This is a genomic window from Pseudomonas sp. R1-7 (assembly GCF_051132105.1).
Classification (GTDB): Bacteria; Pseudomonadota; Gammaproteobacteria; order Pseudomonadales; family Pseudomonadaceae; genus Aquipseudomonas.
Genome location: NZ_CP071661.1, coordinates 1338479 through 1352754, shown reverse-complemented (window position 1 = coordinate 1352754; position 14276 = coordinate 1338479). Strand labels below are relative to the sequence as shown.

The 14276-nt window shown below is 61.9% G+C and carries 12 protein-coding genes; 6 read left to right on the top strand and 6 right to left on the bottom strand.

Features of this window, described 5'->3' with window-relative positions; genetic code table 11:
• Positions 1 to 17 precede the first annotated feature (17 nt).
• The 3 genes from J3P79_RS05945 to J3P79_RS05935 all read left to right on the top strand — a co-directional run bounded on the left by J3P79_RS05945 (position 18) and on the right by J3P79_RS05935 (position 2912).
• On the top strand, positions 18 to 1337 hold the full coding sequence (locus J3P79_RS05945; RefSeq protein ID WP_434608940.1) for an MFS transporter: 1320 nt from the start codon (positions 18 to 20) through the stop codon (positions 1335 to 1337).
• 303 nt (positions 1338 to 1640) lie between these two features.
• Positions 1641 to 2090 (top strand): heme utilization protein, encoded by a 450-nt coding sequence (locus J3P79_RS05940; protein ID WP_434608939.1) that lies wholly within the window; start codon positions 1641 to 1643, stop codon positions 2088 to 2090.
• A 201-nt stretch (positions 2091 to 2291) separates the two neighbouring features.
• Positions 2292 to 2912: a flavin reductase family protein gene (locus tag J3P79_RS05935; protein WP_434608938.1), complete on the top strand. Its 621-nt coding sequence runs from the start codon at positions 2292 to 2294 to the stop codon at positions 2910 to 2912.
• A gap of 67 nt (positions 2913 to 2979) precedes the next feature.
• On the opposite strand, the gene J3P79_RS05930 is transcribed toward J3P79_RS05935, so the two are convergent.
• Together J3P79_RS05930 and J3P79_RS05925 are read right to left on the bottom strand one after the other, a co-directional pair.
• Positions 2980 to 3213 (bottom strand): hypothetical protein, encoded by a 234-nt coding sequence (locus tag J3P79_RS05930; RefSeq protein ID WP_434608935.1) that lies wholly within the window; start codon positions 3211 to 3213, stop codon positions 2980 to 2982.
• A 40-nt stretch (positions 3214 to 3253) separates the two neighbouring features.
• The gene (locus J3P79_RS05925; protein WP_434608933.1) at positions 3254 to 3607 is read right to left on the bottom strand and encodes a putative quinol monooxygenase; all 354 of its coding nucleotides are present in this window, start codon (positions 3605 to 3607) and stop codon (positions 3254 to 3256) included.
• Positions 3608 to 3933: 326 nt separating this feature from the next.
• Here J3P79_RS05925 and J3P79_RS05920 point away from each other — a divergent pair, with 326 nt between their 5' ends.
• On the top strand, positions 3934 to 4863 hold the full coding sequence (locus tag J3P79_RS05920) for an AraC family transcriptional regulator (protein WP_434608930.1): 930 nt from the start codon (positions 3934 to 3936) through the stop codon (positions 4861 to 4863).
• 91 nt (positions 4864 to 4954) lie between these two features.
• Here the strand turns inward: J3P79_RS05920 and J3P79_RS05915 are convergent, their stop codons facing one another.
• Positions 4955 to 6403 (bottom strand): aldehyde dehydrogenase family protein, encoded by a 1449-nt coding sequence (locus J3P79_RS05915; protein ID WP_434608929.1) that lies wholly within the window; start codon positions 6401 to 6403, stop codon positions 4955 to 4957.
• The gene (locus J3P79_RS05910) at positions 6400 to 8037 is read right to left on the bottom strand and encodes a 5-guanidino-2-oxopentanoate decarboxylase (protein WP_434611374.1); all 1638 of its coding nucleotides are present in this window, start codon (positions 8035 to 8037) and stop codon (positions 6400 to 6402) included. The genes J3P79_RS05915 and J3P79_RS05910 overlap by 4 nt, the downstream gene beginning before the upstream one ends.
• A gap of 157 nt (positions 8038 to 8194) precedes the next feature.
• Here J3P79_RS05910 and J3P79_RS05905 point away from each other — a divergent pair, with 157 nt between their 5' ends.
• Complete coding sequence (locus J3P79_RS05905) at positions 8195 to 9076, top strand: LysR substrate-binding domain-containing protein (protein ID WP_434608926.1); 882 nt, start codon at positions 8195 to 8197, stop codon at positions 9074 to 9076.
• 33 nt (positions 9077 to 9109) lie between these two features.
• Here the strand turns inward: J3P79_RS05905 and J3P79_RS05900 are convergent, their stop codons facing one another.
• A complete protein-coding gene (locus J3P79_RS05900; protein ID WP_434608924.1) occupies positions 9110 to 10129 on the bottom strand; it encodes an alpha/beta fold hydrolase in 1020 nt (339 codons plus the stop codon).
• Positions 10130 to 10289: 160 nt separating this feature from the next.
• On the bottom strand, positions 10290 to 12602 hold the full coding sequence (gene metE, locus J3P79_RS05895; RefSeq protein ID WP_434608921.1) for a 5-methyltetrahydropteroyltriglutamate--homocysteine S-methyltransferase: 2313 nt from the start codon (positions 12600 to 12602) through the stop codon (positions 10290 to 10292).
• Positions 12603 to 12711: 109 nt separating this feature from the next.
• Here metE and metR point away from each other — a divergent pair, with 109 nt between their 5' ends.
• A complete protein-coding gene (gene metR, locus J3P79_RS05890; protein ID WP_030138430.1) occupies positions 12712 to 13629 on the top strand; it encodes a transcriptional regulator MetR in 918 nt (305 codons plus the stop codon).
• Positions 13630 to 14276 lie beyond the last annotated feature (647 nt).

Here is a 14276-nt window from a genome sequence, read left to right as displayed (position 1 = left end):
AAACGAAGGATCCTTCAATGGACAACTCCAACGCCCTGCCCATTGGGTCGGCTGCCGTGCCCGCCCGTGAAAGAACCACCGCCAGCCGGATCAAATCGATCTTCAGCGGCTCGGTCGGCAACATGGTCGAGTGGTACGACTGGTACGTCTACGCCGCATTCTCGTTGTACTTCGCCAAAGTATTTTTCCCCGCTGGGTCATCCACGGCGCAATTGATGAAAACCGCCGCGATCTTCGCGGTAGGCTTTTTGATGCGCCCGATCGGTGGCTGGCTGATGGGCCTGTACGCTGATCGCGCTGGCCGCAAGGCGGCACTGATGGCCTCGGTGTACCTGATGTGCTTCGGCTCGCTGATCATCGCCCTGAGCCCCGGCTACGAAACCATTGGCGTCGGTGCGCCGATCCTGCTGGTGGTGGCCCGTTTGCTCCAAGGGCTGTCAGTGGGCGGCGAATACGGCACCTCGGCAACCTACTTGAGCGAAATGGCGACAAAGGAGCGTCGCGGGTTCTTCTCCAGCTTCCAATACGTGACCCTGATCTCCGGTCAACTCATCGCCTTGGGTGTGTTGATCGTGCTGCAACGGTTCCTCACCACCGAAGAGCTGTACGCCTGGGGCTGGCGCATCCCGTTTGCCATCGGCGCGCTGTGTGCGATCGTGGCGCTGTACCTGCGTCGAGGCATGGAAGAAACCGAGTCGTTCACCAAGAAGGAAAAAGCCAAGGAAAGCGCCATGCGCACCTTGATGCGCCATCCCAAGGAATTGTTGACCGTGGTCGGCCTGACCATGGGCGGCACGCTGGCGTTCTACACCTACACCACCTACATGCAGAAATACCTGGTGAACACAGTCGGCATGAGCATCTCCGACTCCACCACCATTTCCGCTGCCACGTTGTTCCTGTTCATGTGCCTGCAACCGGTCATCGGTGGGCTGTCGGACAAGATCGGTCGTCGGCCGATCCTGATTGCCTTCGGCATCCTGGGCACGCTGTTCACCGTGCCGATCCTCACCACGCTGCACACCATCGAGACCTGGTGGGGTGCGTTCTTCCTGATCATGGCGGCACTGATCATCGTCAGCGGCTACACCTCGATCAACGCCGTGGTGAAAGCCGAGTTGTTCCCCACCGAAATCCGCGCCCTGGGCGTCGGCCTGCCTTACGCACTGACGGTGTCGATCTTCGGCGGCACCGCTGAATACATCGCGCTGTGGTTCAAGAGCATCGGCATGGAAACTGGCTATTACTGGTACGTGACAGCCTGTATCGCCGTGTCGTTGTTGGTGTACATCACCATGAAAGACACCCGCAAGCATTCGCGGATCGTGACCGACTGATTTCCCCAGTCGCACAAACAGAAAGGGGCGAACCAGACAGGTTCGCCCCTTTTTTCGTTCTGCATGTCCAAGGATTTTATCCGAGATTAATCTCTGGTTAATGCCTGGCCTCCATCCTCATCCTCAACAAAACGAACATTCGATACGCCGGTAGTGACTTCATTGACCGTCCAGTGGCAATTGCCAATAGATCTATTTTGTCGATTGTTTTGAGCGTTTTTTTGCGCTTTTTAATCAATTTAACGAGCGTAATATGAATTCCACACCCAAGGCACTTAACGCCAAACACTCTGGAGCACGACCATGAAAACCAAACTGATCATCGCCCTGACCCTTTCCGTACTGGCCGCCAACACCTTCGCCGCCGACGGTTTCGACCGCACCAGCTCGGCCATCGCCGCCGATGGTTATGAGCGCACCGGCGCTGCCACCCTCGCTGCCGATGGTTTCGACCGCACTAACGGCGCTACCGTCGCTGAAGATGGCTTCGATCGCACAAACGGCAACACCGTCGCTGAAGATGGCTTCGATCGCACCAACGGCAACACCGTCGCTGAAGATGGCTTCGATCGCACCAACGGCAACACCGTCGCTGAAGATGGCTTCGATCGCACAAACGGCAACACCGTCGCTGAAGATGGCTTCGATCGCACCAACGGCAACACCGTCGCTGAAGATGGCTTCGATCGCACAAACGGCAACACCGTCGCTGAAGATGGCTTCGATCGCACCAACGGCGCCGTCATCAGCTAATAACCACGAAGGCACCCTCACAGCCCGGCTTCGGCCGGGCTTAGTTATTTATGGGGCATGTGAAACCAGCACAGCGATAACAGCGGAGCACGACTTGCCTGAATACAAAATCCAATGTGGGTTCCAGGTGCTGACAAAAACGGCGGGGCCCTGCACTATCCTCGATTCCCTTGAAACCCCACCGCAGGATCTCCTCCAGCCATGCCCGACGATATCCATTTCTACGAACCCGCCAACGGCCACGGCCTGCTCCACGACCCGTTCAACGCCATCGTCGGCCCACGGCCTATCGGCTGGATCTCGTCCCAGGATGCCGAAGGCCGCCTGAACCTGGCGCCCTACAGTTTCTTCAACGCCTTCAACTACGTTCCGCCGATCATTGGTTTCTCCAGCGTCGGGCGCAAGGACAGCCTGAACAATATCGAACAGACCGGCGAGTTTGCCTGGAACCTGGCCACGCGCCCCTTGGCCGAGCAAATGAACCAGAGTTGCGCGATGGTCGCGCCAGAGGTGGACGAATTCGAGTTGGCGGGCCTGACGACCGCGCCTTCGCGAGTGATCCAGGTACCACGCGTGGCCGAGAGCCCGGTGTCCTTCGAGTGCAAGGTCACCCAGATCATTCAGTTGCAGCGGGCGGACAAGGGGCTGGTGCCGAGCTGGCTGATCCTCGGCGAAGTGGTCGCCGTGCATATCGCCAAGTGGCTGTTGAAAGACGGGGTGTACGACACCGCCGCCGCCGAACCGATCTTGCGCGGTGGCGGGCCGGCGGATTATTTCCAGTTGGGGCCGGAAGCGTTGTTCAGGATGCATCGCCCGCGATAGGCCCTGCACAGAACCCGTGGCGAGGGAGCTTGCTCCCTAGCCACAAAAGCAATCCTCGAAATGCGGATTACCAGACCAACCCGCCGTCCTTGTCGACGCCCTGCAGGTGAGTCAACCGAACGGCAGCCGCTTCATCGGCCTTGGCCGCGGTTTCGAATGTCTGCTCTTGGAGCACTTTATTGAAACGCGGCTTCTCGGCACTGCCGATGGCCTTGGTGGCGATGGCGGCGTAATAACCGCCACCTTCCTTGGGAACAACAGCGGAAACAGCTTCAAACGTCTCAAAGGCTTTGCGTGCCATACTGCGCATCCTGGCGGTGGGAATAATGGGCATTAAACCTTCAACCGGCCAGTTTGTGTACCTTTGCCAGGCACCCTTCGGTCGCCTGGGCGGCGGACACTTCGCGAAAGGTGTGGAAATCCAGGCTGCTTACCACAAGCTCCTGCACCAATTCAGCGAAGATCGCCATGGCCGGTGAATTGAAATAAGCGTCCATCGCCTGCTGGTTGGCCCACAGCCCGGACACCAGCCACAAATCGGCGTCGCATTGCGATTGCTGCAAGGCAAAGTGCAGGCAGCCGGGCGCCTGGCGCGAGGGTACGATCAGGGTGCTGAGGCGTGCCCCCAATGGCTTGGAACAACCGGCGCGGGCCCGGACAAAAGCCATGTGGCTGACGGGGATCTGTGTAGTCATGTTCAACCCTCCCAGGTAATCCGTTGTGCAGCCGGGGACAGGCTGCGACAGGATCAAAGGTTAAGCGTCCCGACGCCAGCTTCGTTAGTCGATTTCTGCCGACTCATTGCACAATTCTGCGCCTGGGCATTTTCCGCCCCCCTTGAGTGATTGGATTCGCCGGTAGTTGAAACAAAAGGTTTCAAGCAAGTTTCGCCAGGGCGGCCCAGTCCGTCCTCCGACAGTTGTGCAGGATCAGGCAAGCTTTCAACAGGATGTGACTACCGCCATGCCTTGCACAAACATAAGCTTTGTCCTATCGCTTCCTTCCCCCTGAGGTCCCTGGCATGTCGCCACTCGATCACGCCCACGTCCCGCTGGACACGTACCTGGAACAACAGCGCGCCGAACTGGCGTCGATCATCGACCGCAACACCGGCGAGGACGGTAGCTACGCCACGGCCATCGGCTCGCTGCACCTGTCGCGCCACGGCCAGCCCCACAAATTCGCCCCAGTGCTGGCGCAACCCGCCCTGTGCATCATGGCCCAGGGCAGCAAGCAGGTGCGCCTCGCGGACGAATTGTTCAACTACGACCCGCTGCACTACCTGGTGGTCTCGGTCTCGATGCCGTTGAGCGGTTGCATCGCCGACGTTTCGCCCGAGCAGCCGATCCTGGCGCTGCGCCTGGACATCGACCCGGCGGAAATCACTGCGTTGATCGCCGACGCCGGTCCCTTGGGCGTGCCGACCCGCCCCGCTGGGCGCGGGCTGTATGTCGAACGCCTGGACACCCCCATGCTCGACGCCGTGCTGCGCCTGACGCGCCTGCTCGATGCGCCGAAAGACATCGCCATGCTCGCGCCCCTGGTACGCCGGGAGATCCTTTACCGCCTGTTGCGCAGCCCGCAAGGCTACCGGCTGTATGAAATCGCCATTGCCAACAGCCAGAGTCACCGTATCAGCCAGGCGATCAAATGGCTCAACGGCCATTTCGAACAGCCGCTGCGCATCGATGACCTGGCCCGGGAAGTGAACCTCAGCGTCTCGACCTTGCACCATCGGTTCAAGGCAATGACCGCCATGAGCCCGTTGCAATACCAGAAGCAACTGCGCCTGCAGGAAGCCCGCCGGCTGATGCTGGCCGAAGGGCTGGAAGCGTCGGCGGCGGGTTATCGGGTGGGTTATGAAAGCCCGTCGCAGTTCAGTCGTGAGTACAGCCGGCTGTTTGGCGCTCCGCCGCTGCGGGATCTGGCGCGGTTGCGGATGACTGTTTGACCTGAGGGTTGTGTTGGCTGGGCCTGCCTCATCGCGAGCAGTCCGCGGCACATGCCTTTTATCCAGGCATGCGCGACCTGATAACGTGCCGTCAGACGGCCCGGACTACATGCTTGATTTCCTGGAAAGCCGCCAGTCCCCAAGGTCCTAATTCACGGCCAAGGCTGCTCTGCTTGTAGCCGCCCCAAGCGGCCTGGGGAAAAATCACTTGCGGTGCGTTGATCCACACCAGCCCGGCCTGCAAGGCATCGGCGACCTTTCCGGCCGCCTCGACATCGCGGCCGACCACGCTGGACACCAACCCGAAACGGCTGTCGTTGGCCAAGGCAATCGCCTGCGCCTGGGAACTGAAACTGCGTACGCACAGCACCGGCCCGAAGATCTCTTCGCACCACAACGCACTGTCCAGGGGCACGTTGGTGAAGATCGTCGGCTGTAAAAAAAAGCCCCGAGCCAGGTGCGCGGGTCGCTGGCCCCCGCACACCAGCGTCGCCCCGGCGCTCAAGCCGCGGTCGATGTGCCCCAGCACCCGCTGGTATTGCGCCTGGTTGACCAGCGCGCCCATCTCCACGTCCGGGTCGAACGGATCAGCCACGCGGATCGACTCGGCGCGCGCCTTGAGCCGTTGCAGGAATGCATCGGCCAGCTCATCGGCGACGAGCACACGGCTGGTGGCCGAACACATCTGCCCGGCGTTGAAGAAACCGCCGCCGCAGGCCAGCTCCACCGCCAGGTCCAGGTCGGCGTCGGCCAGCACCAGCAAGGACGATTTTCCACCCAGCTCCAGGCTCACGCCCTTCACCGTTTCCGCCGCCCGTTGCATCACTTGCACCCCGACCGCGTTGCTGCCGGTGAAGGAAATCTTCGCCACGCGCGGGTCTGACGCCAGCGGCGCGCCGACCGCCAGGCCTGTGCCGCAGACCAGATTGAACACGCCGTCAGGCAAGCCGCATCCGGCGATGATCGAGGCCAGTTCCAACTCCGGCAACGGCGTGACTTCCGAGGGTTTGAGCACCACGCAGCAGCCGGCCGCCAACGCCGGGGCAACTTTCCAGGCGGTGGTAACCATCGGAAAATTCCACGGCACGATCAAGCCAACCACACCGCAGGGCTCACGGCGAATGCGTGCGCTGAAATCTTCGCAGGGCAACGCCAGTGGACTGTCCTGCCGAGCGTCCAGGCCTTCGGCCAACTCGGCGTAATACTCGAAGGTCGCGGCCACATCATCGACATCGATGGCCGCTTCGAACAGCGGTTTACCATTGTTGCTCGATTGCAGGTGCATCAGCCGTTCACGAGCCTCTCGCACGCAGGCAGCGATACGGCGCAGCAACGCGCCGCGCTCGGCACCCGAGGTGTTTGACCATGGGCCGAACGCCCGGGTAGCGACCTCCAAGGCTTGATCGACGGCCTGTTCATCGCCGCCATAAACAGTGGTGAGCAGCGCCTCGGTCGCCGGGTTGATCACCCGCAGCGGCTGATCGCCCGCCAACCATTCGCCGTTGATGTACAGCCCGTCTTGCGTCGTCGGGAAGTTCATTTCGCCACCTGCGCCATCCAGTTCGCCTGGTCGATTTCGATCAACGTCGGGCCCTGCCGCTCGCTAGCGGCAAGTAACGCGGCGTGCAATTGCGCAACGCCGTCGACGGCTTCGGCGGCGCAGCCCAAGGCCTTGGCGACGCCGATGAAATCCGGCGTGTAGATGTCCACGCCCACCGGCTCGATGGCGCGGTTGACCATGTATTTCTTGATCTCTTCATAACCCTGGTTATTCCACAGCAGCACGATCACCGGCGTGCGCGCTTCCACCGCGCTGGCCAGTTCCGGCAGGGTGAACTGCAAGCCGCCGTCGCCAATCAGGCACACCACGGGCGGACGGCCAAGACCGTTGTCGGTACCGCCAAGCCAGGCACCGATCGCCGCCGGCAGCGCATAGCCGAGGGTGCCGTAGCCGGTGGATGAATTGAACCAGCGGCGCGGCTGCTCCAGGTTGAAAGTCAGGTTGCCGGTGTACACCGGCTGTGTGGAATCGCCGACGAACACAGCCTCCGGCAGCGCCTGCAACACTGTATCGAGAAACAAGGTCTGGGCGCGGGTCGGGACGTCCCATTGCCGATCGAGTTCAGCTCGCAGCCGTTCGACACGAACCGCTCCCCAATTGTCGTCGCGCGCGCCGGCCACGCGACGGTTCAATGCATCGAGCAATGCCTGGGCGGCACTTTGGGCGTCGGCCACCAACGCCAGTGTTGGCGGGTAGTTGCGCACCGTCTGGTCGGGGTCGATGTCGATGCGCAACAACGCGCCGGGAATCTCGAAACCACCGGCGAAGGTGACGTCATAATCGGTCTCGGCCAGCTCGGTGCCGATCGCCAGCACCACGTCGGCTTCGGCCACCAGCGCGCGGGTGGCGACCAGGCTCTGGGTAGAGCCGATCAACAGCGGATGGCGCGACGGCAGCAGGCCCTTGGCGTTGATGGTCAACGCCACGGGGGCGTCGAGGCGTTCGGCCAGTTGGGTCAATTCGGCCCCCGCGTCCAGCGCCCCGCCTCCGACAAGAATCAACGGGCGACGGGTCGTCGCCAGCAGGGCTGCCATTTGCTCCACGGCATTGGGCGCGGCCCCGGCGCGATTGATGTCCACGGGCGTGCTGGCAAGCAAGTCATCGGCCTCCTCGACAAGCACGTCCAACGGAATCTCGATGTGTACCGGCCGTGGCCGCCCAGCCTGGAACAAGGCAAAGGCCCGTGCAAGTACGCCTGGCAATTCGGCAGCGGACATCAGCGTGTGGGAAAACGCCGCCACGCCGCCCACCAGCGCGCTCTGGTTCGGCAGCTCATGGAGCTTGCCACGCCCACCGCCCAACTGGCTGCGCGACTGCACGCTGGAAATCACCAGCATCGGGATCGAATCGGCATAGGCCTGGCCCATGGCGGTGGTGATGTTGGTCATGCCCGGGCCGGTAATGATGAAGCAAACGCCCGGCTTGCCGCTGACGCGGGCGTACCCGTCGGCCATGAACCCGGCGCCCTGCTCATGACGCGGCGTCACATGGAGGATGCTGGAGCGGGCCAGTCCGCGATACAACTCGACGGTGTGCACGCCGGGGATGCCGAACACCTGCTCCACGCCATAGTCTTCGAGTAACTTGACCAACACTTCGCCGCACGTCGCCATTGCCATTGCCTTTTCTTGTCTGGAAAGAGCCCCGCACGTCACTTGGCGGGCCCCTTTTGCTCTGAGGGAATGGCGTTATTGGAACGGTCAGGCCGTAGCGGCAACAATGGATAAAAAGTCATACTAGCCATGTCCCCACATCATGGCTGAATCCCAAATGAAACGACTCCCACCGCTGCCAACGCTGCACACGTTTCTGATCACGGCCCAATGCTGCAACTTCACCCGCGCCGCCGAGCAACTGCACATCACTCAAGGCGCGGTGAGCCGGCAGATCGCCGGACTGGAAGATCATCTGGGTTATGCGCTGTTCCAGCGCCAGGCGCGCGGCTTGAGCCTGACCGCCGAGGGCCAGGCGTGGCTGCCGAGGGTGCAGCAGGTGTTCAGCCTGATCGGCGAAGCGGTCGAGCAGATCGGGGAGAAGCGCCAGGCACTTAAACTCAAGGCCCCGACCTGTGTGATGCGCTGGTTGCTGCCGCGCCTGTTGCAATGGCAGAGGGAGCGCCCGGACGTACCGGTGGAACTGACCACCACGGTCCGGCACGGCGTGGATTTCCAGCGTGAGGCGTTCGACGCGGCGGTGATCTACGGCCCGCCGCCCGATGCGTCGTTGGCTTGCCTGCACTTGTTCGACGAACAGCTGACTCCCGTGTGCTCGCACCCCTTGCTGGAAGGTCCGGTCCCGCTGGAGTCTCCCACCGACCTGCAACACCACTTGCTCCTGCACCCTACCGCCGACGAGCGCGACTGGAGCGCTTGGCTGGCCGCGGCAGACGTGCACTTGAGCAATGTCAGCAAGGGGCAGCATTTCGAAACCCTGGACCTGGCGATGTCCATGGCTTCCCAGGGCACCGGCGTGGCTATTGGCGACTGGTCGCTGATCGGCGACGACCTCAGCGCCGGCCGGCTGGTGATGCCGTTCGAATTGAAGGTCAGGACTGGGTTGGGTTATCACCTTGTGTGCCCGCGCAGGCCGCAGGTGTCGAGGCAGTTGCAGGAATTGATGGGGTGGTTGGTGGAGCAGGCCCGGGCGCGCTGAGGGTTCTTCTGTGGCGAGGCAGGCCTCGGTTAATCAAAGCAGATTCGGCGCCTGCGCCGGCTCAACCTGCGCCCAGTGCGACGTGTCTTCGCGGTGCTGCTGCAAATACGGCAACACCGCCCCCAGCAAAGGTTCCTTGAAAGCTTCTTGAAAGCGATGGGCCAGGCCCGGGATCAGCTTCAACTGGCTGCCGCGAATATGTGCCGCCAGATGCACGCCATGCATCACCGGCAACAATGGATCGGCGGTGCCATGGACCACCAGGGTCGGCACTTGCAACTGATTGAGCAGCGCCACCCGGCTGGGCTCGGCCATGATCGCCATGATCTGGCGCTTCACGCCCTCGGGGTTGAAGGCCCGGTCGTAGGCTACCGCAGCCTGGTGCAGCAAAGCCTGTCGATCATCGACCACCATCGGGCTGCCCAGCGCGGCCAGCAGGTCTGCTTGTTGCTCAAGGGCCACTTCTCGATTCGGTGCACTGCGCCGCGACAACAGCTGCACCAGCGTTTCACTGGGCGCCGGCAAGCCTTGCGCGCCGGAACTGGTCATCAGCAACGTCAGGCTCTCGACTCGCTGGGGCGCCATGGCGGCCATGTGCTGGGCGATCATCCCGCCCATGCTGACGCCCAACACATGGAAGCTCTGCACCTGCAAAGCGTCCATCAAGCCCAAGCCGTCGGCGGCCATGTCTGTCAGCGAATAAGGCGCCGCCACGGGCAGGCCGAGCTTGTAGCGCAAGGCTTCGAATGCCAGGTTGGCACTGCCGGGTGCCTGGCGCCAGGTGGACAGGCCCACGTCCCGGTTGTCGTAGCGGATCACCCGGAAACCCTGTTCACACAGCGCCACCACCACTTCGTCCGGCCAGTGGATCAACTGGCCGCCCAAGCCCATCACCAGCAGCAACGCCGGATCGGACGCACGCCCGATGCTCTGGTACGCCAGGCTTACCTGGTCCAGGTCGACCCGTTGGGTCGCGACATTGACATCACAACGAGACGCCGCCAACGACGGCAAGCCGCACAACAACGCGGCCAGGAAAATGAATACACGCATGAACAAATACCAAAACGCAGAACCCCAGTAGAGCGCGAGTCTGATGAAGTTTGTTCAAGCGCGCTGCCACAGTTTAGTGACAGTTTGATGAAGATTGCCGAGTGGTTGTTTAGAACCCGTGGCGAGGGTGCTTGTCTCCTCGCCACGGGACCAGTGGCATTCAGGCAAACTGACCACGCAACTGCCGCGCCGCCGCAACCATGTTGACCAGCGCCGCCTCCGTCTCCGGCCACGCCCGTGTCTTCAAACCGCAATCGGGGTTGATCCACAGCCGCTCGGCGGGGATGCGCTGCACGGCTTTGCGCATCAGCGACACCATTTCAGCCGTGTCCGGCACCCGTGGCGAGTGGATGTCGTAGACGCCCGGGCCGATGTCGTTGGGGTAGTCGAACGCCTCGAATGCATCGAGCAACTCCATGTCCGAACGCGAAGTCTCGATGGTAATGACATCCGCGTCCATGTCAGCGATGGCCTTGATCACGTCGTTGAATTCGCTGTAGCACATGTGGGTGTGGATCTGGGTTTCGTCACGTACTCCCGATGCGCTCAGGCGGAACGCTTGTACCGCCCAGTCGAGGTATTGCTGCCATTGACCGCGACGCAACGGCAAGCCTTCACGGAATGCGGCCTCGTCGATCTGCACAATGCTGATCCCGGCTTGTTCCAGGTCCTGCACTTCATCGCGCAAGGCCAGGGCCAACTGTTGGGCCTGGACTTTGCGCGACACGTCTTCGCGCGGGAACGACCACATCAACATCGTCACGGGGCCGGTGAGCATGCCTTTCATGGGCTTTTCGGTCAGGCTCTGGGCGTAGCGAATCCAATCGACCGTCATCGCCTGGGGCCGGCTGATGTCACCGTAGATGATTGCCGGTTTCACACACCGCGAGCCATAACTCTGCACCCAGCCGAAACGGGTGAAGGCGTAGCCATCCAGTTGCTCGGCGAAGTATTCGACCATGTCGTTGCGCTCGGCCTCGCCATGCACCAGAACATCGAGGCCCAGGCGTTCCTGGATCTGCACGGCATGGCGGATCTCGGTGTACATGGCATCCTGATAATCGTTGGCCGATAGCTTGCCTTGCTTGTAGGCCTGGCGTGCCAGGCGAATTGCCGGTGTCTGTGGGAAAGAGCCAATCGAAGTGGTGGGAAACGCAGGCAGTTTCAGCCGTGCGCGTTGCCGTTCGATGCGCTTGGCAAACGATGAGTGCCGTTGGCTGTCTTGTGGCCCGATCGCCGCCAGACGCTTCTGGACATCGGGTTTGTGAGTACGCGGCGAACGTGCGCGACTGGCCTGTATTTCACGGTCGTGGACCAAGGCCTGCTGCACGCCCGGCGCGTGCGGATCGTTAAGTGCATCGCGCAACACCGCCACTTCACCGCACTTCTGCACGGCGAACGCCAGCCAGCTCTTGATCTCGGGGTCGAGCTTGTCTTCGCGCTCCAGGTCCACCGGGCTGTGCAACAGCGAGCATGAAGTGCTGATCCAGAGGTTGTCGCCGAAACGCTCCTGGGCCGGGCGCAACTGCGCCAGCGCCTGCTCCAGCTCGCAGCGCCAGACATTACGCCCGTTGACCAGGCCCACCGAGAGGATCTTGTAGGTGGGCAGGCGATCCAGCACCTGGCCCAGTTGATCCGGCGCGCGCACCGCGTCGATATGCAGGCCATCCACCGGCAGGCTCACCGCCAGGCCGAGGTTGTCTTCCAAGCCACTGAAGTAGGTCGCCACCAGTTTCTTCAGCGGCGAGTACTGGAGGATGTGGTAAGCGCGCTCGAAGGCGCTCTTCCAGGCCAACGGCAAGTCGAGGGTAAGAATGGGCTCATCGATCTGCACCCATTCCACGCCTTGGACCTTGAGGCGATTGAGAATTTCACCGTACACCGGCAGCAGGCGCTCCAGCAGGTCAAGCTTGTCGAAGTCGCCACCCTTGGCCTTGCCCAGCCACAAATAGGTCAACGGGCCGATGATCACCGGTTTGACCTGATGGCCCAAGGCATGGGCCTCGTCCACTTCGTCGAACAACTGCTCCCAGCTCAGGGCAAAGGTCTGGTCAATAGAAAACTCCGGGACCAGGTAGTGGTAGTTGGTGTCGAACCACTTGGTCAGCTCTTGGGCGTATTGCGCCTGGCCGTGGTCGACGCCGCAGCAACTCGCCGTGGCGCCGCGGGCCATGGCGAACAGGGTGTCGAAGGTGGGCCGGCCCTGGGCGTTCAGGGTGTCGTGGAAACGTGGCGGGACGGCACCGAAGGTCAAGGTCTGGCTGAGGACCTGGTCGTACCAGGCGAAATCGCCCACCGGCAACAGGTCGATGCCGGCATCCTTCTGCAATTGCCAATGCCGGGCCCGCAGTTCACGGCCCACGGCTTGCAGCGCCGTCGGGGCCAGGTCGCCCTTCCAATGGGCTTCGAGGGCTTTTTTCAATTCGCGGTCGGCGCCGATACGGGGAAAACCGAGGGTGTGGGCCAAGGCCATGGTGAATGTCCTTCTGTAAAAGATGGCGCCATTGTCGACAGCCAGCCCCACATGAGACAAACTCAACCTTTTCGTGTTGATCACAAGTTTTACTCATGGAGCGATTCCGGTGCTTGAACTCCGTCACCTCAAGACCCTGCATGCCCTGCGCGAAGCCGACAGCTTGGTAGAGGCCGCCGAACGCCTGCACCTGACCCAGTCCGCCCTCTCCCATCAGTTCAAGGAATTGGAAGAGCGCCTGGGCATGCAGTTGTTCGTGCGCAAGACCAAACCGGTCCGTTTCACCAGCGCCGGCCTGCGCCTGCTGCAACTGGCCGATGCCACCCTGCCGTTGCTGCGCAGTGCCGAACGGGACATCGCGCGGCTGGCGGGCGGTACCGCCGGGCGCCTGCACATGGCGATCGAGTGCCACAGTTGTTTCCAGTGGCTGATGCCAACCATCGACCAGTTCCGCGATGCCTGGCCGGAAGTCGAACTGGACCTGGCCTCGGGCTTTGCCTTCGCCCCGCTACCGGCCCTGGCCCGTGGCGACCTGGACCTGGTGGTGACTTCCGATCCGCTGGAACTTGCCGGCATCACCTACGTGCCGCTGTTCACCTACGAAGCAATGCTCGCGGTCGCCAACCAGCATCGGCTGGCGGGCAAGCCCTACATCGTGCCCGAAGACTTGATCAGCGAAACCTTGATCACCTACCCGGTGGAACGCGATCGCCTGGACATCTTCACCCGCTTCCTGGAACCGGCCGACATCGAACCGGCCCAGGTCCGCACCTCCGAACTCACGGTGATGATGATGCAACTGGTTGCCAGCGGCCGTGGCGTCTGCGGCATGCCGCACTGGGCGCTGCATGAATACAGCTCACGGGGTTATGTAAAGGCCAAGCGGCTGGGGGAGAAAGGCTTGTTCGCCACGCTGTACGCGGCGGTGCGCACCGACATGCTCGATGCGCCGTATATGCGCGACTTTCTGCTGACGGCGAAAGATACATCGTTCTCGACACTCGACGGCGTCAGCGCCGTTCGTTGAAGCACAGCGTACTGACACTCGGCGTCCAAAAACCGTTCGTCTTGATATGCCGCTCACCTGTCAGGTCTGACAGGTGACGCTTTTTTCCTTTCGCGCTCTGATGACATCGACCCTTGTCCGTGGGGATGGCTCAACGACGGCGCCAACACAATGTTTTACCGAGTGACCCGATCCGGCAGCCACAATTATGGTGACTCGGTCCCAGTGCTGAACCTGCTGTTCCATTACCCGGCATCCACGATCACGGTCAGCCATCCGCCCAGCTTTGATCCCGCGCAGCCAGGCACAGGCCTGTTTACGTTAACGCAATTACCCGCGCACATGACGAAGTGACACTCACCGTGGGGACCTGGAACAAAAATATTCCCTACGTCCAACCCGCCAATCCAATCACTTACACCCTGACGGCCGCCGACCTGCAGCAGATCGGCGACGGCCCCCATCCGGTGAGCGCGCGGACAGTCGATCAGCTGGGCAACAGCAGTGCGTCGCCTCCGAGCTCCATTGTCATCGGCACGGCACGGCACCGGCGGAATGGGTGGACCACTACACGTCACTGGCGGATACCTATAACGGCTGGCACCTGGCAAGGAATCCGAGCTGCCCGTTTATACCGGTCCACGACCAGAGATCAAATACCCTTGATC

Coding starts and splice junctions, on each gene's coding strand:
- J3P79_RS05940 (WP_434608939.1), top strand. CDS start 1,641: ATGAAAACCAAACTGATCATCGCCCTGACCCTTTCCGTACTGGCCGCC.
- J3P79_RS05915 (WP_434608929.1), bottom strand. CDS start 6,403: ATGAACTTCCCGACGACGCAAGACGGGCTGTACATCAACGGCGAATGG.
- J3P79_RS05910 (WP_434611374.1), bottom strand. CDS start 8,037: ATGGCGACGTGCGGCGAAGTGTTGGTCAAGTTACTCGAAGACTATGGC.
- metE (WP_434608921.1), bottom strand. CDS start 12,602: ATGGCCTTGGCCCACACCCTCGGTTTTCCCCGTATCGGCGCCGACCGC.
- J3P79_RS05920 (WP_434608930.1), top strand. CDS start 3,934: ATGTCGCCACTCGATCACGCCCACGTCCCGCTGGACACGTACCTGGAA.
- J3P79_RS05925 (WP_434608933.1), bottom strand. CDS start 3,607: ATGACTACACAGATCCCCGTCAGCCACATGGCTTTTGTCCGGGCCCGC.
- J3P79_RS05930 (WP_434608935.1), bottom strand. CDS start 3,213: ATGGCACGCAAAGCCTTTGAGACGTTTGAAGCTGTTTCCGCTGTTGTT.
- J3P79_RS05935 (WP_434608938.1), top strand. CDS start 2,292: ATGCCCGACGATATCCATTTCTACGAACCCGCCAACGGCCACGGCCTG.
- J3P79_RS05900 (WP_434608924.1), bottom strand. CDS start 10,129: ATGCGTGTATTCATTTTCCTGGCCGCGTTGTTGTGCGGCTTGCCGTCG.
- J3P79_RS05905 (WP_434608926.1), top strand. CDS start 8,195: ATGAAACGACTCCCACCGCTGCCAACGCTGCACACGTTTCTGATCACG.
- J3P79_RS05945 (WP_434608940.1), top strand. CDS start 18: ATGGACAACTCCAACGCCCTGCCCATTGGGTCGGCTGCCGTGCCCGCC.